This is a genomic window from Fictibacillus halophilus, from assembly GCF_042680145.1.
In the GTDB taxonomy this organism is placed as follows: Bacteria; Bacillota; Bacilli; order Bacillales; family Fictibacillaceae; genus Fictibacillus; species Fictibacillus halophilus_A.
In genome coordinates, this window is record NZ_JBHTNQ010000001.1 from 2,395,503 (window position 1) to 2,414,802 (window position 19,300).

Sequence of the window (19,300 nt, forward strand, 5' to 3'; positions counted from 1 at the left end):
TGTTAGCATTCTTCAGGAGTACCCGCATTTGTTACTGTACGGAAAGATGATCCGCAGCCGCAAGAAGCGATGGCATTTGGATTTGTAATCGTAAATCCTCCGCCCATCATGTTCTGTTTAAAATCGATAACAGTGCCTTTTAACACCTTAGCACTTTCTTCATCTACAACGACACGAATACCTTCAATCATTTCTTCTTGGTCTGAGTCAGCAAGGTCACTATCGAATCCCATTCCATAAGAAAGACCTGTACATCCTCCGCCTTTTACAGCAACACGAAGAAATTGATTTTTATCTTCTTCATCAGCCAGCATTTCCTTGATTCTGCTTGCTGCACTTTCTGAAATCTCAACGATCATTTCACTTTCACTCCTTTTAATAAGGATTATGGCTTAAGTATACCGTTTCCGCTATAAGCTCTCAAGGAATCGGCTTTGGCACTATTTTTCGTTATGCTGCAACTGCATAATTTTATTATGAGTTTCATCAATTTTTTTACTATATTTTAAAACCATAGGATGCTGTATTCCAAAAGTATTTGCTGTTTGTATCATCTTATTTCGAAGACTTTCTAATTGTTCGATTTTTTCTAGTCTAGCGGTAGCTGATGTGGCTTTCATTTTCGTCACTCCACTCTTATATTTAAGACAAGTAAGGTATATCTATTTTACAGTTATTTCAATAAATAGACAATAAACCCCTAGTAAAAAATACACATTTTTTTGTATTGGAAAGTTTTTTATAAAAGTGACTTCCTTGTCCAAATGTATGATTAGGCTTATAATGAAAAAAGCATCTGAATGCCTGTATAGGCTTGTTTTTTTAGATTATCTTTTTAATTCCTTATTTTACATAGTATTCGCATAGTCTTTGTAAAAGGAGAGCATAGTCTCTGCCGAAGATCCAAAAAATTTAAAAATCATCCGAACATTTCACTAGAAAATTAGGGGGATAAAAACATGGCAAATATTTTAACGTTCGATACTCGAATGGAAGCAATTGCAGAAAAAGTTAAACATGGTGAACGTCTTACAATTGAAGATGGTTTGTATCTATATGAAACTGACGATTTGTTATCTGTAGCGTCACTCGCAAATGAAGTGAACCGTCAAAAAAACGGAGATCATGTCTATTTCATCGAAAACCTTTATATCAATCCAACAAACGTTTGTGAAGCGACTTGCAGCTTCTGCGGATTCAAGCGCAAGCCTGGAGAAGAAGGCGCCTATACAATGAATGAAGAACAGCTCTTAGAGTATGTTCAAAAACGCTGGAATGACAATATCCGTGAGTTCCACATCGTTGGCGGACACAATCACGAAGTTCCATTTGATTACTACTTAAATACTGTCAGCACATTGAAAAAGCACTATCCTCAAGTAACCGTAAAAGCATATACTGGGGCTGAAATTGAATTCTTCTCTAGGATTGCTGGTATTTCAATGAAAGAAGCATTGCAGGAGCTTATCAAAGCCGGTCTTGATACAATGCCGGGCGGAGGAGCTGAAATCCTTACTGAACGATATCGTTTAAAAATGAGTCCTGACAAAGCATCAACTGATCAATGGCTTGAAGCCCATGAAATTGCACATGGTTTAGGATTGAAAACACACGCTACTATGCTATACGGTTCCATTGAAACTAAAGAAGAGCGCCTGATTCATATGGATCGTCTGCGCCAGCTTCAAGACGTAACGAACGGTTTCATGGTATTCATTCCGCTTGCGATGCAGCCTCGTTCACAATCGATGGGCTTAACGAGAAGAACATCTGCTTTTGATGATATGAGAACGATGGCAATCAGCCGTCTCATGCTGGATAACTTTGACCATATTAAAGCGTATTGGATTAATATCGGCGTACAGCTGACACAAATGGCTCTTACATTTGGATCGGATGATATCCATGGAACACTAATCGAAGAGCGCATCTCACATGCTGTTGGTGCTTTAACATCAGCTGGTATTACCCGTAAAGAACTCGTTCACTTAATTAAAACGGCAAATAAAGTACCTGTTGAACGTGATACATTCTATAACATCATTCAAAAATATTAATGAAGAAACAAAGCCCGGCTAATTTAATTAGCGGGGCTTTTCATATGATAATCTTTTTTACGGTACGTGTTCTTTTATTTATTACACGTATGCTCAAAAATGCGAACGTACGCTCAAGAAAATCGTTTAACGCTCAAAATAAACAACCTGCGCTCAAACCTCGTCTAATTTCGCTCAGAGTGAGATAATTCCTGCTTTAAAAGGTATTCTCCTGTGCAAATCACTTCAGCAGGTCCAGTCATTAACACATCACCGCTTGATTGCCAGTTGATGATAAGGTCTCCGCCAGCTAAATGAATGGTAATATCATTGTTTCTTTCCGCTTTCCCATTTAAGATTGCTGCAACAGCTGCCGCACATGCTCCGGTGCCGCATGCTTGAGTAACACCTGAACCTCTTTCCCAGACTCGAAAGTGCATTTCTTGTTCAGAAACAATCTCTACAAATTCTGCATTCACCCAATCAGGAAACATCGGATCTTTTTCAATCACTGGTCCCAGAGAATGTAACGGTGCTTCCTCAATGTCATCTACAAAGAATATCGCATGCGGGTTACCCATTGAGACAGCCGTCATATTTAGGTCGCTTCCGTTAAAAGAAACGGGTTCATTGATAACGGAGTCCTTATTTGAGAATCCTTTTACAGGGACTTGATCAGGGATGAGTATTGGGTTGCCCATATTAACGGTTACCTGATTAACTTGTTGTTTTTCATCTATTGTCAGTTTTGCAGTTACAAGTCCCCCGAGTGTTTCAATTGTGAACTCTTCTTCATTTACAATGCCATTTTCATAAGCATATTTAGCCACACAGCGGAGACCGTTTCCACAGTTTTTTGCTTCTGAACCATCGTTATTAAATATCCTCATTTTAACTGGTGCTTTTTCACTCGGACAAATTAAAATCATCCCGTCTGCCCCGATTCCCGTAAAGGGGTTTGATACGGCAACAGTAAGATCTGCCAGGTCGGCTTCAGCGATTGCTTCTTCAAACATGTTCACATAGATATAGTTATTTCCGAGTCCATGCATTTTTGTGAATTTCAGCTTCTTCATGTTTTATTTAAAGCTCCTTATTGTTGACCTCTTAATTTTTCATCTGTATAAAAATAATCGTCATCAGCATTAAGTATTGTAAGCTTTCCGTGACAGCACGGCATGATCAACCGCTGCTTTACGCCTTCTTTTGCAAGCTCCATCTGCTCTTCTTTAAAACTTGTAAGCACGTTGTCACTTTTACAAAAAGGACACTCGGCGATATAGATGTCATTCATCATTCGTTCATAAGGCCATGTATATTCAAAGGTTATTTTCATGTGATTCATCCTCTATTTGGAAGGTGTTATAATTGCATTATCATTCACAACTAACATTTTTTAAAGTATAATAGGTCATGTAACAAAATACAATAGCGATCCATCTTCGGGGCAGGGTGAAATTCCCGACCGGCGGTAATTGAAGATTCCCTCTTCATCAGCCCGTGAGCGGAAAAATTCAGCAATGAATTTTTCATGCTGATCTGGTGTAACTCCAGAGCCGACAGTATAGTCTGGATGGGAGAAGATGTTGGTACAGCGGTTCATTTTATAAAATTGAACCCTTTGTTTAAGTACGCATTTTAAACTCTAAAATGCTTCTTTCTCATGCTGTTCTTCATACAACACTCCCTTAGTCCAATATTTTCGGCTAAGGTTTTTTTGTGTGATACAGGCTGTGCTGCATTTGAAATCATTAGATGGCGCAAGACAAAAGAGGAGAGATTTCAATGCAAAAGGGAAAAATCAAACAAATGGTAGCTGTGTCAATGCTCAGCACAATCGCATATGTGCTGATGATGCTCGACTTCCCATTTCCGGGGCTTCCACCATTTTTAAAAATCGACTTTAGTGAAGTTCCCGCACTGCTGGCGGCCATAATCTTTGGGCCCATTGCAGGCATCATGGTTGAAGGAATTAAAAACACGCTTCACTATGGTATTGTAGGAAGCTTTACAGGTGTTCCCGTCGGACAACTGGCTAATTTTATAGCAGGTATACTGTTTATTCTGCCAGTATCGTACTTATTCCGCAAAAAACATACTGTTAAACGTCTTTCAGTCGGTTTGATTTTAGGAACAGCTTTAATGACATTAACGATGGGATTCCTTAATTATGTTATTATCCTGCCGGCATACACATGGTTCCTTGGAGCTGAGCCGATGTCCAGTCAGATGATGATGGACCTGATTCTTAAAGGGATCACACCATTTAACCTAATAAAAGGTACGATTATTACTTTATTGTTCTTAGCTTTATACAACAGAATGAAGCCTTGGGTGATGAAACAAATTGCTCAGCAGGCTTAATATATGAAAGAAAACCGCTGCGTTCTATGTACGCAGCGGTTTTTTTCTTATACGTTAACTATTTGGTTTAATTAAACCAAAAAGAATGCCCATAGCATGTGCTTTGAGCATTCTTTTTATAAGTGCTATTTTATAAGAATAACCCTACGATTGTTCCAGTTAAAACTGAACCCATAGTAGCTACTAGTAATACCTTCAAACCAACTTTTGCAAGCATTGATGCTTTTTCGCCATTTATTGCTTGTACAGTACCTAGAATAATTCCGATTGAAGAGAAGTTGGCAAATGAGATTAGGAAAGATGATACGATACCAACTGTCTTGTGAGACATATCAGGAATCATTTTCATAAAGTCTAGCATCGCTACAAACTCATTAGCTGCAACTTTTGTTCCCATTACTGAACCTGCTCTTACAATTTCATGTGTTGGAATTCCCATAATGAACGCGATTGGAGCAAACACATAACCTAATACTTCTTGGAATGTTAAGCCGAATACAGAATCGAACGCAAAGTTCACCATTGAAAGTAACCCGATGTAAGTGATTAGCATTGCACCAACGATTAGGGCAACTTTCCCTCCATCTAAGGCACCATTACCAATTGCTTCGAATAAAGACTTTTCTGGAATCATTTCTTTAACTTGAATCTCTTCATCTTCCTCAGCACTAACAGGACATACAATAGATGAGAGGATAAGTCCAGAGAACACGTTGATCGGAAGTGCTACCAAAACATATTCAGCAGGAATCATTTGCATGTAAGCACCCAAGATTGAACAGCTTACTGCTACCAAAGAAGAAGTAACAACAACAAATAATCGGTTAGCTGATAATTTATGAAGCTGTGACTTAACAGAAATAATTGCAGTTGTATCACCAAACACCATTGAATTTACTGCTACAAAAGATTCAATTTTTGGAAGTCCAGTAATTTTAGCAACTGCCCCACCAATGTATTTGATCGCTAATGGTAAAATTCTTGTGTAAGTTAAAATTGATAATAAGGCAGATACAAAAATAATCATCATAAGAACATTAATGAAGAAATATTCTTTTCCACTCAGATCTCCAAAGACGAAGGCAATACCATCATTACCGAATGAAAGTACCTTATTAAAAACGTTTACAATCTTATTCAAAATAGTTTTACCTATTTTAGTGTTAAGCATGAAATAGGCAATACCCAGTTGTACTGCGAACATAATTACAACAGCTTTATAATTTATGTTCTTTTTATCATTCGACATTATGAAAGCGATTGCAATTAAGATAATAATTCCAAGTATTCCAAATAGAATTGACATATCAATATTCCCCCTTATACATTTAAAAAACTAGTTTGACTTTTTATATTGAAACTGCTTCCAATTTCACAACTAGTTGTCAGACATCAAATGACTGACCCCTTAATAATGTAACAAATTTCGACAAAAATGCAATCCCTTTTTTAATATTTACACCTTAGATATTTTTCCCAATAAAAAAAGACCTATCCAATAAAAAAACAGCTTCTCCGTCTAAATATGAGAAGCTGTTCCTAAAACATAAAGTTTTCATCTATATGATTGTAAATATTCTTTACGAGTTCTTCTGGAGACTCTCCATGGACAATATCCCCATTTACGAGAGCAAAAAGTGATTTTGCACATTGTCCGCAATAACCAAGACATCCATATTCGATTACATCTAAATCATAATCCTTCTCTAATTCTTCGAGTGCTTTTTGTGCACCACTTGCCAAGTTACTGACGCAAAACTCAATAATCGGTCTCATCTTTCATTTCACCTCTTAATGAATCCATCCTAACGGTTTCTTGAAGGCTAGTCAATGTAAACACATTGATTTTTCCACAAAAATAGTTGTGAATTTATAGCAAAGTGCTATACTTAAACATGTCAAAAACGTGAAATCGTTTACTTACAGTATTTTAAGGTTATTTATCAATATACACTACTATAAACATAGATAAGAATTGTCTTGAAAGAAAAGGGGAAATGACAAATGAAGCACCTCGTTTTACTTGGCGGAGGATATGGAAATATGCGTGTGTTGAAGAGGCTTCTTAATTCCTCAGACCTCCCTGAAAACATTCAGCTTACACTCATTGACCGTGTGCCATATCATTGTTTAAAAACTGAATATTATGCACTGGCTGCCGGAACAATATCTGATCACCATGTTCGGGTAACGTTTCCTGAGCATCCTCGCCTAAACATAAAATATGGTGAAGTAACAGGAATCGATATTAATGAGAAGAAAGTGCTTTTAAAAGATCAGGACGATGTATCCTATGATGATCTTGTTATCGGACTTGGGTGTGAAGACAAGTATCATAATGTGCCAGGGGCCGATCAATTCACATTGAGTATTCAAACGATTGATAAGTCCCGCCACACCTATCAAGTACTTAACAACTTACATGCTAATGCCGTTGTTGGTGTTGTTGGAGCAGGACTTTCTGGTGTTGAACTGGCATCAGAACTTCGCGAAAGCCGCCCAGATTTATCAATTAAGCTGTTTGACCGCGGAGATATCATTCTTTCAGGATACAAAAAGAGACTAAGTAACTATGTTCAAAACTGGTTTGTAGAACATGGTGTTGAAGTAATCAATAATTCTAATGTGACTAAAGTGGAAGAAGGCGCACTTTATAATCATGATGAGAGGGTAGAATGTGATGCTATCGTATGGACAGCAGGCATTCAGCCAAGCCATATTGTTCGCGAACTAGATGTTGAAAAAGACAGCCAGGGCCGCGTCGTTTTAACTGAACATCACCACCTTCCTTCTGAAGAACATGTTTATGTAGTTGGCGATTGCGCGAGTCTTCCTTATGCACCAAGCGCACAGCTGGCGGAGGAACAAGCAGAACAGATCTCCCAAGTTCTATTAGCACGCTGGAACAATCAGCCGCTTCCAGAAATGAACGAGATCAAACTAAAAGGTGTTATGGGATCCCTTGGCAAGAAGAGCGGATTCGGCACGATGGGAAGCGCGGCGTTAATCGGCCGCGTACCGCGCTTATTAAAGTCAGGTATCTTATGGCTTTATAAATATCAGGTATAAATGAGAAGCCGACTAACAAATAGGTTAGCCGGCTTATTTTTGTTCGTACTGATTATTTACGGTACGTGTTTTTATTTTTATTACACGTTCGCGCAAGAATGATAAAGTTTCACGCGAAAAAATCCTCGTTTCACGCCAAATGACTCTGGTTTCACGCCAAACACCTTTTGTTTCACTCAGAAACTCCTTCTTTTCGCGCTCCATGATGTTTTTTTTATCTTGAAGTTCCCTATACTTAGCTCTCAGGTTTCCTAAATTAATAAAAAAACAAAAAAAAATGACACGAACGAACATCAGAGGTATCCGTTCGTGTCAGCTTTCATTATAATTACCACCAAAAAGGACGGAAACGGCGAATACGGAAAAATGGAAAACCAAATATTCCGAAGCCTGGAAAGAATGGACCAACAAAAATGATACGGCTGTCACGCTGTTCACTTTCACCAGGCATGATCATATACATATTATCCTGATCATAGCTGTGAAGCTTTCCATGATACACATTGCCATCATTCAATTCGATCGTAACGTTCTGTCCCATATATTTTAGACAAAGATCATGATAATGATGGTGATAGTGACCCATGTGTGAAGATTCATCTTTATATTTTTTACCTTTTGAAGGGTTCAACAATGGCATTTGCCTCCTTTTTTTCCATAACATCATATTCGGAAAAAGTGACAAAGTATGTGTACAAACCCAATTCATAAAAAATAGGCGCTTAACTTACAGCGCCATAACCATTTTGTTCAATTATGCTATAGATAGTCTTTAAATTTGGATTGCCTTCTGCAACAACCTCTCCGTCAATCACAACAACGGGATAAAACAGGTCTTCTTCTATAATTCTTACTGAAAATGCTTGGTCTGCTTCATTTTCCGGCTTTTCCATATCTATATATAGCACTTGAAATACAGTGTTCGGAAATTTTCTGGAGATTGCAGCTTCCAGCCATTCAGCAGTTTCTTTAGCTGATGGAAGGTGTACACAGCTCGCACATTTCTGCTCGGCACCATATACTTTAATAATAAGTGAATTTTTCATGAAGAATCACCTCAATGTATGCGCTTATTTGCTTCCATCATACCTTATTTTGTTAGAAAGAAAAAGAAGCAAATATCATGATGCTTGCTCATGGATTTTTTATTCCATATCCCGTATACTAAAGGTAAGTTCTTTTTAAGAAAGGAGCCTTGATAGTTATGGCTGAAACTCAAAACTTAGAGATGCGTGAACAAGTAGAAGAAGTTCTTGATAAATTGCGTCCGTTCCTTCTTCGTGATGGAGGAGACGTGGAATTAGTGGATATTGAAGAAGGTGTAGTAAAAGTACGCCTTATGGGTGCATGCGGAAGCTGCCCGAGTTCAACAATCACACTAAAAGCTGGTATCGAACGTGCACTTTTAGAAGAAGTTCCTGGTGTCGTTGAATTAGAACAAGTATTTTAATTTTTATGAAGAAGCCGCTTATCTAGCGGCTTCTTTTTTTTGGCTGTTTTCGCAAAGCTATGTTGCTCTTGAAAGTAGTTGATTTCCGTTTCAGGAGTCTCGCACCTTACACTCCAATCAACTTTTCAATGAAGTCTAAAAAACATTATTTGAAAGCGAGGCCACTGAAAAACCGGATTATCAAATCATAAAGTGCTCTATATAGACTAAAAACAATCGATTGTTGTTCTTGAATCATCCTATATCGCTACACGAATTTGATTCCTTTATTATACAAAAAATTAGAAACACCTCGTCACTGCGAGTTGATTTAATCCTTTTTTTGGATTTATGATGCAAACATGTAGTGATTGGAGCGGAAGGGTACTGACTCCTGCGGGACGAGTGGGACAGGTGAGACCACTAAAGGCGCGTAGCGGCAGGGGGCTCACCGCCCGCCCCGCGGAAAGCATGTACCCTGAAGCGGAGATCACCGCACCACGCACCAAACATTTTGTTTAAGTACTCTTACAGTCACCACCCTTAAAGCAACACTCTTTTTGAAACAGTCCTTTAAGTATCAAGACATCAAATGAACAAGCAATGCTTTTTGTGCGTGAAGGCGGTTTTCAGCTTCCGGAAACACAACAGAATGATGACCATCAATGATTTCTGCTGTCACTTCCTCCCCGCGATGAGCAGGCAGACAGTGCATGAAAATATAATCTTTTTTTGCATGTGACACAAGCTCCTGTTTCACTTGATAGGGTTCAAAATGAGCCATTCGTTCCTCAGCTTCGCTCTCCTGCCCCATACTTGCCCATACATCAGTATAGATGACATCACTGTTCCTAACACCGCTTATTGGATCATTTGTAACTTCCACGATAGATCCTGTTTGCTTAGCAATTTCTTTTGCATAAGAAACGATTTCTTCTTTCGGTTCATAATTTTTAGGCGTAATAATGGTACAATCCATCCCGACTTTAGCTGAAGCAATCAGCAGAGAATGAGCAACATTATTGCCATCACCAATATAAGCAACTTTTTTTCCTTTGAATGATCCTTTGTATTCTAAAATTGTTAAAAGATCAGCGAGTGCCTGGCATGGGTGGAATTCATCTGTCAGTCCATTAATCACTGGGATGGTACTGTTATGAGCCAGCTCTTCGACAGTCGATTGGTGGAAAGTACGGATCATAAGTCCGTCTAGATAGCCAGATAATACCTTAGCTGTATCTGAAACGGTTTCTCCTCTTCCCATTTGTATATCGCGAGTACTTAAATGGATTGCATGACCTCCAAGCTTAAGCATAGCAGCCTCGAATGACACTCGGGTGCGTGTAGATGACTTTTCAAATATCATACCAAGGATTTTTCCTTTTAATAAAGGCGGTGCGGAAGGTCCTTGCTTCTTTAAGTCTTTAGCGAGATTCAGCAAATCAATGATTTCATTTGCTGAATAATCGAGCAGTGTCAGGAAATCTTTCTTAGTTCTCGTTGTGCGTAAAGGATGAACGATTGACATCAGATCAACACTTCCTTTCTTGAGTTCTTTAATAAAACAGCTGCTTGCAGGTAAGCTTGTGCGGTCTCTTTTCGAGTAAAAACATGCAGCCTCTCCAACACGGCACTTTTTGCAGAAGAGCTGTTTGTCTCATCGGTAAAATTTATATAAGCAGTTTTATTGTCCGTTTTTATCCATTCATTAAAAGACTTATCATCTTTCGTAACGATCTCAAATCCAAGGTCCGCCCAGGCTTTCAAATCAACTTGAGCTGAATCACCTTCTATAAAAATGCTTCCTTTAAAGTCCCAAAGGTTATTTAATTGAAGACCCGACCCTTTCAACGCTTTGAGCAGTGCTGACGTAAAATCGGTGTCTGTTCCGATTACTTCACCTGTTGAGGTCATGACCGGAGAAAGCACTGGTGAAACTCCTGACAGTTTAATCGTTGAAAAAACAGGTGCTTTTACTGTAATAAAGGGTTGGCCATTATGCTCGTCTTCAAGCTTTAATTGGTTTAAAGGTGCTCCAAGCATCAGTTCTGTTGCTTTTTGTACTAAGTTCACAGCTGTAATTTTACTCATGATCGGAGCTGTCCTTGAAGCCCTTGGATTTACTTCAATCACATATACTTCTTCACCTTTTACTGCAAATTGTATATTAAATAATCCTTTATATTTCATGTTTATTGCAATTTTTCTTGAGTAGCTGATTAAGCTGTCTTGAACACTTTCTGTAAGGGACTGCGGCGGCGTTACAGTTAAGCTGTCACCAGAATGTACGCCTGTTCCTTCAATATGCTCAAAAATTCCCGGTATAAAAATGTCCGTTCCATCTGTTAGCACATCTACTTCTGCTTCTTTTCCTTCTAGGAACGTATCAATTAAGATAGGATAGACAACATCCTCATTCAGCAAAAAGTCATTAAGCTCTTTTGCAGCGTAAAACACTTTCATCCCGCTCCCCCCGATTACATATGAGGGACGGACAAGTATCGGAAACCCTAATATTTCAGCAAAGGCTTTCGTTTCTTCTTTATTATGAGCCGTGAATCCATCTAATTTTGGAACATCAATTTTCTCTAAAAATTGATAAAAGCGATCTCGATCTTCCATTTGATCGACCGTATCCGCTGGAGTTCCTAACACATGGACGCCAGCATTCTCTAATTCTTCAGCTAAATTAATTGAAGTCTGACCGCCAAACTGCAAAATAACATCTGTTATTCCTTCAAACTGCAAAACGTTATAAATATCCTCAAACGTTAATGGTTCGAAGTATAAGGAATCGGATACTTCATAATCCGTACTTACCGTTTCAGGATTGTTGTTGATTAATATGGCTTCATATCCCAATCTGTTTAGAGCTAACGCACTGTGCACACAGCAATAATCAAATTCAACACCTTGCCCTATTCGTATGGGGCCTGAACCGATAACAGCGACTTTTTTCTTTTGATCAGGTTTCTTATCACTCACTCCGCTCCAGCTGGAATAAAAGTAAGTTGTCTTTGCTTCAAATTCAGCAGCGCATGTATCAACCATTTTGTATGAGGGGATGATCTTCCACTCTTCCCGTTTAGTTCTAACCTCTTTTTCAGAAACAGACCAAATTTCAGAAAGATCGTGATCTGAAAAGCCATACTTTTTTGCCATCTTCAGATGTGATTCATCTATGGTATTTAAGCTTAATTTCTGCAGCGTCTGATTCATCTGAACCATTTGACTGAATACCGATAAGAAATAAGGCGTAATCTTGGTTACCTCATGAATTTTTTCAGCGGAAATACCTCTTTTAAGCAGTTCAAGAACGACAAAGAAACGGCGGTCGTCTGCATGAGCTGCGAGTTTGAATAGCACTTCTTCTTCTAAAAAAGCAAGTTCTTTTAAAAACATGCCTTCTGTTTTTAGCTCGAGTGAACGAATCGCCTTTTGGAAAGCTGAAGCCATATTTCGTTCTAAAGCCATTACTTCTCCTGTTGCTTTCATCTGTGTGCCAAGCTTTCGGTCGGCGTCAGTAAATTTATCAAATGGCCAGCGAGGCATTTTTACTGCTACATAATCCAAAGCCGGCTCAAAACTTGCAAATGTAGTTCCTGTAACAGGATTCTTCAGCTCGTGAAGGTTGTATCCCAGTGCAAGCTTCGCCGCGATTTTAGCTATAGGATATCCAGTAGCTTTAGACGCAAGTGCTGAGGAACGGCTCACTCGCGGATTAACTTCGATTAAGTAATATTCAGAAGTATGCGGATGAAGAGCAAACTGTATATTGCAGCCTCCAACGATTTCTAGTGCATTTATAATCGTAAGAGACGCTTTTCTTAATGACTGATACTCGTCATCTGTCAGTGTCTGACTTGGTGCAACAACTACAGAATCACCAGTATGCACACCCACTGGATCAACGTTTTCCATATTACAGACTGTAATGCATGTGCCATTATCATCACGCATTACTTCATACTCGATCTCTTTAAAGCCTGCGATACTTTTTTCAATCAGACACTGATTGATAGGACTTGCCGAAAGACCTTGTTTGACAAGGTTTGTGAGCTCTTGTTTCGAACCTGCAATCCCTCCTCCAAATCCGCCAAGCGTATAGGCTGGACGCACAATAACGGGATAGCCTGTTTTATCTGCAAATCCAATGGCTTCTTCAACGGAAAATACGATTTCACTTTCTGGTACAGGTTCACCAAGCTTGTGCATAAGGGCACGAAACTCTTCTCGGTCCTCTGCTTTTTTTATGGATTGGATATCTGTACCTAAAAGCTTTACTCCATATTTTCGAAGAATGCCATTTTCATAGAGATCCATCGCTAGGTTTAAACCTGTTTGACCTCCTACAGTTGCTAACAGTCCGTCAGGCTTTTCTTTTTGAATAATTTGTTCTGCATATTCAACGGTTAATGGTTCAAAGTAAATCTCGTCTGCAAAAGTCTTATCCGTCATGATGGTTGCGGGATTGTTGTTGATTAAGACAACTTGAATTCCCTCTTCTTTTAGTGCTTTGCAGGCTTGTGTCCCTGAATAATCAAATTCTGCTGCCTGACCTATTACAATAGGTCCTGAGCCAATCACTAGAACTTTCTTGATGCCGGATACTTTAGGCATAGCTTCTCACCTTCTCTTTATGCTTAACAGTCTGGATGAAATCTTGAAAAATTTGTGCGTGTTCTTGCGGTCCAGGTGCTGATTCAGGATGAAATTGGACACTTGAAATATCGTATTGGCTGTGCCAGAGCCCTTCCACACTTTTATCGTTTACATTCTCAAACCAAATGTTAAATCCGGTTGAATGTAAACTCTCTTTTTTCACAACATAACTATGATTTTGTGAACTCATCGATACTTTTCCTGTTTTCACATTCATAACTGGATGATTTGCTCCTCGATGACCAAATTTCAGTTTCATTGTTTCTCCGCCAAATGCGAGTGCCAGTATTTGATGGCCAAGGCAGATTCCCAACACCGGGTAGCGGACTGCAATATTTTTATAACGATGAAAATACTTTGAAAATCTCATAGGGTCACCTGCACCATTTGAGAACACGAAACCATCTGGATTCAATTTTTCTATTTCGGCAGTCTCATAGTCATACGGAACAACAGTGACTGTGCAGCCTTGAGCTATAAGGAAATCAGCAATCGATTTCTTATAGCCAAAATCAATAAGAACAATGTTTGTTTTACCTGTACCAAATTTCTCAAGTGCTGTTTTCGGCCAGCTTTCTTGTAATTGAAAGGAGTCGGAAGGTATAGTGCTAGTGTGCATAACAGCAGGAACTGAACCTTTTTCACGGATCTGCTGAATGAGAGCTCTTGTATCGACATTTGTTAAAGCAGGAATATGATGATGGTTAAGATACTCTGCCAATGAGTGTTGTTCTCCTTCGAGCTGAAAAGGATAGCACTCTGCCATAATGACACCTGAAACTTGAATATGAGCGGATTCCATACTTTCCGGCTTGAAGCCATAGTTACCGATAAACGGGTAAGAAAATACAACGATTTGTCCTTGGTAAGATGGATCTGTCAGCACTTGTTCATATCCAGTCATTCCTGTATAAAATACAACTTCACCCGAACAATATTGATGATCACCGAGCCAGTCTCCTGCAAATGAAGTCCCATTTGCTAATGTAATAGAGCCTTTCATAGTAAATTCCTCTCCTTGTATAAAACCTATATCTTTTCGTATTTTTATTCATTTATTCGTATAAAAAATAAGGATTATTCGTCCTTTTAGTTCGATACCGTATGATACTGTTTAAACAATTGAATAATAATCGCTGCAGCTGTTTCTAATTCTTCATCAGAAACGGTTAATGGCGGAAGCAGGCGAATAACGTTCTCTCCTGCCGGAACGGCTAGTAAACCATGCTCTTCTAGCAACTCTATCAAACTGCCCGCAGGTCTCTCACATTCTATGCCGATTAATAAACCCTTGCCTCTAATTTCTTTCACGAGTGGATGTGATTGCAGCGAGTCTGCAAGAGTTTCCTTAAACTCATTTCCTTTACGTTCAACTTCTTGTAAAAAATCATCCTGGAAAATGATATTCAAAACCGACTGGCTCACTGCACAGGCTAAGGGGCTTCCACCAAATGTCGTTCCGTGGCTTCCTGGTCCAAAAGCAGTTTTCAATTTCTCTTTTCCAAGCATAGCTCCAATCGGGAATCCATTTCCCAGCCCTTTTGCAAGTGTAACGATGTCTGGGTTTAAATCGAAATGTTCAAATGCATATCTTTTCCCTGTTCTTCCGATCCCTGTCTGCACTTCATCAATAATCAGCAGGATCTGATTCTCATCGCATATCTTTTGAATTTCCTTATAAAATGAAAGATCAGCCATACGGACTCCGCCTTCACCTTGAAAAACTTCCATCATGATAGCAGCTGTATCCTCATCTGCGATTTTTTTCAGCTGTTCTGTTTCATTCCAAGGCATGTGCACAAATTCAGAAACAAGGGGACCATAGCCATCTTTGATCTTTTGCTGACCTGTTGCAGACATAGAACCGAATGTACGCCCATGAAAAGAATCCTTAAACGTTATGATTTTATTTTTTCCTGTAAACTTCTTTGCGAGTTTAATTGCTGCCTCATTGGCTTCAGCACCGCTGTTGCAAAAAAAGGCTAAATCTAATGGTGTGTTTTTTACAAGTGTTTCAGCAAGAACTTCCTGCTGTTCGATTTTAAATAGATTAGACGTATGCCATATTTTCTCACTTTGATTCTTGATAGCCGAGACGACTTCCGGATGACAATGACCGAGGCTCGTTACTGCAATTCCGCTCGTAAAATCTAAATAGCGCTTGTTGTTTTCATCATACACATATGTCCCGCTTCCCCTTTGAAGCTCAAACTCTTTTCTTTTATACGTTGGGAATAAAGAACTCATATTGCAAGTACCTCCTTATAGCAGCGTGTACCTGACAATGTTTGGTCCGTTATTAATACCTCATTGATGTTCAGGTTTAGACATTTCACAGCTGCTTCTACTTTCGGTATCATTCCGCCGTATATGTGTCCGTTATTTATGCCTTGCTTTAATTGAGTAACGGTTAAATAATCAGCCTTCTGTCCTTCAACTTGAATTCCTGATATATCTGTAACGAAACAGACTGATACGGCTGAAAGTGCTGCTGCTGTTTCACCAGCTGCGGTGTCTGCATTGATATTCACTTCATCCCCGTTTTCGGTGACACCTAGAGAAGCAATAACCGGTACTTTTCCAGACTCTAATAATTTTTCTAAAAGGTCTGTGTTCACTTTTTTAACTTTGCCGACACACCCATACTTTTCTTCGTCTAAAAACTCACATTGAATAAGTGTATTCTCTGACCCGCATAAGCCAGCAGCTTGAATTCCTTCCTGGTTTAATCTCTCTACTAGTTTCGTATTTGCTATATCCTTTAATGCTGCTTTTACGCATGAAAGGGTCTCTGGTGATGTGATTCTTATTCCGTCCTTCATTTGAATCGGCAAACCCTTCTCTTGCAGTTTTTTATTTATTTCAGGTCCTCCGCCATGAACAATAACTACTTTTTCCCCATTTTGAATCTTATTCTGCAAGCTTTCAAAAAAGGCAGGCTGTAAATTTTCTAACGTGCTTCCGCCAATTTTTAATACAGACAACAAATTTCTCACATCCTTTTACGTTCGGTAACTAGCATTAATTTGCACATAATCATAGGTTAGGTCGCATCCCCATGCTCTTCCGTTTCCGAAGCCTTCTGATAAGATGACAGTGATATGAATTTCCTGGCCTTTTAAGTAGTTTCGAATCTCTTCTTCTGAGAAGACAACAGGCTCTCCATCTGCCACTACTTCATGATCGCCAATCAATATTTTAATTTGGTCTGGGTTAAAAGCCACTCCACTATATCCTGCAGCTGCAAGGATTCTTCCCCAGTTAGCGTCACATCCAAAGACAGCCGTTTTAACAAGAGGTGATCCTACAACCGTTTTGGCTATGATTCTAGCTTCCTTCTCTGTTCTGGCACCTCTTACGTTTACTTCAATAAGTTTGCTCGCACCTTCACCATCTTTAGCAATAAGTTTGCCTAAATCTTCACAAACTAGGACAAGAGCATCCAAGAATAAATCCCATTCCGGATGATTTTTGTTCAATTCCTCATTCTCGGCCATACCGTTAGCAAGCATAAGGACCATATCATTTGTTGAAGTATCACCATCTACTGTAATGCAGTTAAATGTTCGTTCTACAGCATAGGACAGTGCTTCGTGAAGATCATCCTGATGAATGTTTGCGTCTGTTGTAACAAATCCAAGCATCGTTGCCATGTTGGGATGAATCATCCCTGATCCTTTTGCCGTACCTGCGATCGTAATCGTTTTATCATTGATTTTAAGAGAGTAAGCCGTATTTTTTGATACGGTATCTGTCGTTAAAATGGCTTGAGAAAAATCAATAGAACCTTTCAACTCGGCATCCAGCTTAAGATTTTGAATGCCTGCCGTTATTTTATCCATCGGCAGGTGTTCACCGATTACCCCGGTAGATGCAACGCCAACAAGGTGTGGAGGAATGCCAAGCTTATTCGCAGTTTGCAGCTGCATTTTCTTTGCATCTTCCAGGCCTTTTTTACCGGTACATGCATTGGCGTTTCCTGAATTGACGATAATTGCTTGAAGCTTTCCCTCTTGTTTAATGCTCTCCTGTGTCACTTTTAGCGGAGCGGCCTGTACTTGGTTTGTCGTGTAAACTCCTGCTGCGTTTGCTGGTTTCAAGCTGTAAATTAGTCCTAAATCCAGCTTCTTATGTTTTACTCCGCAATGCAGTCCGCTTGCGTAATAGCCTTTTGGTGTCGCAATGTTTATTCCTGTTACCTTGTGTATGGATGGTTTTGTAGCCTGCATCTATCCTGCCTCCTCTTATTATGGGAACAATGGTGATTGCTGCAGTCCCGCTGATTCTTTCAAGCCGAACATGATATTCATATTTTGAACTGCTTGCCCTGCAGCGCCTTTGATTAGATTGTCTATTACAGATACAACAGTGATTCGATTTGTCCGTTCATCAATCGTAAATGTTAAATCACAATAATTTGAACCGTACACCTGCTTTGTAAAGAGATCTGTATTTTCCTTAAATACACGGACAAATGGTTTTGATTTATAGAATTCATTGAAAATCTCACTAACAGAATGCGATTGGATATCGTCCACCAGTTCTGCATACATAGTAGCCATTATTCCTCTAGTCATCGGTACAAGATGAGTCGTAAAGGTAATGTTTACTTCTGTATCAGCAAGGGTTTTCAACGTTTGTTCGATCTCTGGTATATGCTGATGTTTGTTCATCTTATAAACACTCAAACTATCATTTGCTTTTGTAAAATGAGATGCTTTTTGAGGTGAAGCCCCAGCACCTGATAGTCCGCTTTTCGCATCAATGATCAGTGTTTTCGGGTTAATCAGTTTTGTTTTCACTAATGGCAATACTCCGAGCAGCGTTGCTGTTGGATAACACCCCGGGTTTGCGATGAAAGCCGCTTCTTTTATTTCCTTCTTGTTCCATTCCGATAAGCCGTATACCGCTTTATTTACAAAAGAAGTGTCCGGAGGCTCCTTCCCATACCATTTTCGATATGTATCTGCCTCTTTTAATCGAAAATCTCCTGCCAAATCTATCACGCGCATCTTCTGGTCAAGAAGCGGTGGAAGTAGTTCCGATGATACGCCGCTTGGAGCTGAACAAAACAGAACATCAAGTTCATCTGTTTCTAACTGCTCAAATGAGCGAAGTTTATCTTCGTTAATTCCAAGCAGGTGAGGAGCTTCATCCGAAAGTAATTGACCTTGTTTTGAGGATGAATATAAAAATACTTCTTTGATTTCTGGATGTGCGGTTAACAGCCGGAACAATTCTAATCCACCATATCCGGTTACTCCAATAATTCCAGCTCTCAAACCACATCACTCCTTTAATAAGTTAAGGTTCATTATAGGACTGTATAAAAATTAATTCAAGAGTATATTTATTAATTTTTAACTAATTATAAAATTCGCTTTTTTATTTCTGTAAAAACAGGGTGTTTTCGTAACTTTTGGCTTTTTTTGGAATGGATATATCTTTTTCATCAAAAAAAGAAGCAGTTTGCTATTAAAACTGCTTCTTTAGCTCTCCCGTTTTTAGAACATCTAAATAATTTCACCGCAATTTATAATAATTTCACCTTACCCCTCAATAATTTCACCCTACTCTTCTATAATTTCACCTCTATCTTCAATAATTTCACTTATACCGAAAATTGTAGATTTTTCGACAATACACACCTGAACGATGCTGCCCCAATTAAGACAACTTGGTATGTGAAATGCCTTTCACGCCAGCTTACACTGCACTTAGCCCTTTCTCTCTAATCTTA

At 39.1% G+C, this 19,300-nt stretch carries 19 protein-coding genes and 1 riboswitch; of the genes, 4 read left to right on the forward strand and 15 right to left on the reverse strand.

What is annotated here, in order from left to right:
* Window positions 1–2 precede the first annotated feature (2 nt).
* Together ACFQ4X_RS12305 and ACFQ4X_RS12310 are read right to left on the reverse strand one after the other, a co-directional pair.
* Window positions 3–359, reverse strand: a complete 357-nt coding sequence (locus ACFQ4X_RS12305) for a HesB/IscA family protein (RefSeq protein WP_379835497.1) — start codon at window positions 357–359, stop codon at window positions 3–5.
* A gap of 81 nt (window positions 360–440) precedes the next feature.
* Window positions 441–620, reverse strand: a complete 180-nt coding sequence (locus ACFQ4X_RS12310; RefSeq protein ID WP_379835499.1) for an aspartyl-phosphate phosphatase Spo0E family protein — start codon at window positions 618–620, stop codon at window positions 441–443.
* A gap of 339 nt (window positions 621–959) precedes the next feature.
* On the opposite strand from ACFQ4X_RS12310, the gene mqnE reads away from it, so the two are divergent.
* The gene (gene mqnE, locus ACFQ4X_RS12315; protein ID WP_379835501.1) at window positions 960–2,057 is read left to right on the forward strand and encodes an aminofutalosine synthase MqnE; all 1,098 of its coding nucleotides are present in this window, start codon (window positions 960–962) and stop codon (window positions 2,055–2,057) included.
* 164 nt (window positions 2,058–2,221) lie between these two features.
* Here mqnE and dapF read toward each other — a convergent pair whose 3' ends face one another.
* Both dapF and ACFQ4X_RS12325 read right to left on the reverse strand, forming a co-directional pair.
* The gene (dapF, locus tag ACFQ4X_RS12320) at window positions 2,222–3,112 is read right to left on the reverse strand and encodes a diaminopimelate epimerase (RefSeq protein WP_379835503.1); all 891 of its coding nucleotides are present in this window, start codon (window positions 3,110–3,112) and stop codon (window positions 2,222–2,224) included.
* A gap of 17 nt (window positions 3,113–3,129) precedes the next feature.
* A complete protein-coding gene (locus tag ACFQ4X_RS12325) occupies window positions 3,130–3,372 on the reverse strand; it encodes a hypothetical protein (RefSeq protein WP_066292176.1) in 243 nt (80 codons plus the stop codon).
* A gap of 98 nt (window positions 3,373–3,470) precedes the next feature.
* A riboswitch (FMN riboswitch) is annotated at window positions 3,471–3,625 on the forward strand.
* A gap of 196 nt (window positions 3,626–3,821) precedes the next feature.
* Between ACFQ4X_RS12325 and ACFQ4X_RS12330 the strand changes: the two genes are divergently transcribed.
* Window positions 3,822–4,400 carry an ECF transporter S component gene (locus ACFQ4X_RS12330; protein WP_379835505.1) on the forward strand — a complete coding sequence of 193 codons (579 nt, stop codon included), beginning with the start codon at window positions 3,822–3,824 and terminating at the stop codon, window positions 4,398–4,400.
* 130 nt (window positions 4,401–4,530) lie between these two features.
* Here the strand turns inward: ACFQ4X_RS12330 and ACFQ4X_RS12335 are convergent, their stop codons facing one another.
* Window positions 4,531–5,706: a NupC/NupG family nucleoside CNT transporter gene (locus ACFQ4X_RS12335; protein WP_379835507.1), complete on the reverse strand. Its 1,176-nt coding sequence runs from the start codon at window positions 5,704–5,706 to the stop codon at window positions 4,531–4,533.
* 233 nt (window positions 5,707–5,939) lie between these two features.
* Complete coding sequence (locus ACFQ4X_RS12340; RefSeq protein WP_379835509.1) at window positions 5,940–6,176, reverse strand: YuzB family protein; 237 nt, start codon at window positions 6,174–6,176, stop codon at window positions 5,940–5,942.
* 228 nt (window positions 6,177–6,404) lie between these two features.
* Between ACFQ4X_RS12340 and ACFQ4X_RS12345 the strand changes: the two genes are divergently transcribed.
* Entirely contained in the window at window positions 6,405–7,469 is a 1,065-nt protein-coding gene (locus ACFQ4X_RS12345) for an NAD(P)/FAD-dependent oxidoreductase (RefSeq protein WP_379835511.1), read from the forward strand.
* Between the two features lie 328 nt (window positions 7,470–7,797).
* Here ACFQ4X_RS12345 and ACFQ4X_RS12350 read toward each other — a convergent pair whose 3' ends face one another.
* Window positions 7,798–8,103: an LSM domain-containing protein gene (locus tag ACFQ4X_RS12350; RefSeq protein WP_379835513.1), complete on the reverse strand. Its 306-nt coding sequence runs from the start codon at window positions 8,101–8,103 to the stop codon at window positions 7,798–7,800.
* 88 nt (window positions 8,104–8,191) lie between these two features.
* Entirely contained in the window at window positions 8,192–8,515 is a 324-nt protein-coding gene (locus ACFQ4X_RS12355) for a YuzD family protein (protein WP_066292190.1), read from the reverse strand.
* A 158-nt stretch (window positions 8,516–8,673) separates the two neighbouring features.
* Here ACFQ4X_RS12355 and ACFQ4X_RS12360 point away from each other — a divergent pair, with 158 nt between their 5' ends.
* Window positions 8,674–8,919: a NifU family protein gene (locus tag ACFQ4X_RS12360; RefSeq protein WP_066238880.1), complete on the forward strand. Its 246-nt coding sequence runs from the start codon at window positions 8,674–8,676 to the stop codon at window positions 8,917–8,919.
* Between the two features lie 559 nt (window positions 8,920–9,478).
* Here ACFQ4X_RS12360 and argF read toward each other — a convergent pair.
* The 7 genes from argF to argC all read right to left on the reverse strand — a co-directional run bounded on the left by argF (window position 9,479) and on the right by argC (window position 18,842).
* Window positions 9,479–10,426, reverse strand: a complete 948-nt coding sequence (gene argF / locus ACFQ4X_RS12365) for an ornithine carbamoyltransferase (protein WP_379835515.1) — start codon at window positions 10,424–10,426, stop codon at window positions 9,479–9,481.
* Window positions 10,426–13,518, reverse strand: a complete 3,093-nt coding sequence (locus ACFQ4X_RS12370; protein WP_379835517.1) for a carbamoyl phosphate synthase large subunit — start codon at window positions 13,516–13,518, stop codon at window positions 10,426–10,428. The genes argF and ACFQ4X_RS12370 overlap by 1 nt, the downstream gene beginning before the upstream one ends.
* The gene (locus ACFQ4X_RS12375; protein ID WP_379835519.1) at window positions 13,511–14,563 is read right to left on the reverse strand and encodes a carbamoyl phosphate synthase small subunit; all 1,053 of its coding nucleotides are present in this window, start codon (window positions 14,561–14,563) and stop codon (window positions 13,511–13,513) included. The genes ACFQ4X_RS12370 and ACFQ4X_RS12375 overlap by 8 nt, the downstream gene beginning before the upstream one ends.
* 86 nt (window positions 14,564–14,649) lie before the next feature.
* Window positions 14,650–15,807, reverse strand: coding sequence for an acetylornithine transaminase (locus ACFQ4X_RS12380; protein WP_379835521.1), 1,158 nt, complete (start codon window positions 15,805–15,807; stop codon window positions 14,650–14,652).
* A complete protein-coding gene (gene argB, locus ACFQ4X_RS12385) occupies window positions 15,804–16,544 on the reverse strand; it encodes an acetylglutamate kinase (RefSeq protein WP_379835523.1) in 741 nt (246 codons plus the stop codon). Before argB ends, ACFQ4X_RS12380 begins: the two co-directional genes overlap by 4 nt.
* Window positions 16,545–16,562: 18 nt before the next feature.
* Window positions 16,563–17,789: a bifunctional ornithine acetyltransferase/N-acetylglutamate synthase gene (gene argJ, locus ACFQ4X_RS12390; protein WP_379835525.1), complete on the reverse strand. Its 1,227-nt coding sequence runs from the start codon at window positions 17,787–17,789 to the stop codon at window positions 16,563–16,565.
* A gap of 18 nt (window positions 17,790–17,807) precedes the next feature.
* Window positions 17,808–18,842, reverse strand: a complete 1,035-nt coding sequence (gene argC, locus ACFQ4X_RS12395) for an N-acetyl-gamma-glutamyl-phosphate reductase (RefSeq protein WP_379835527.1) — start codon at window positions 18,840–18,842, stop codon at window positions 17,808–17,810.
* Window positions 18,843–19,300 lie beyond the last annotated feature (458 nt).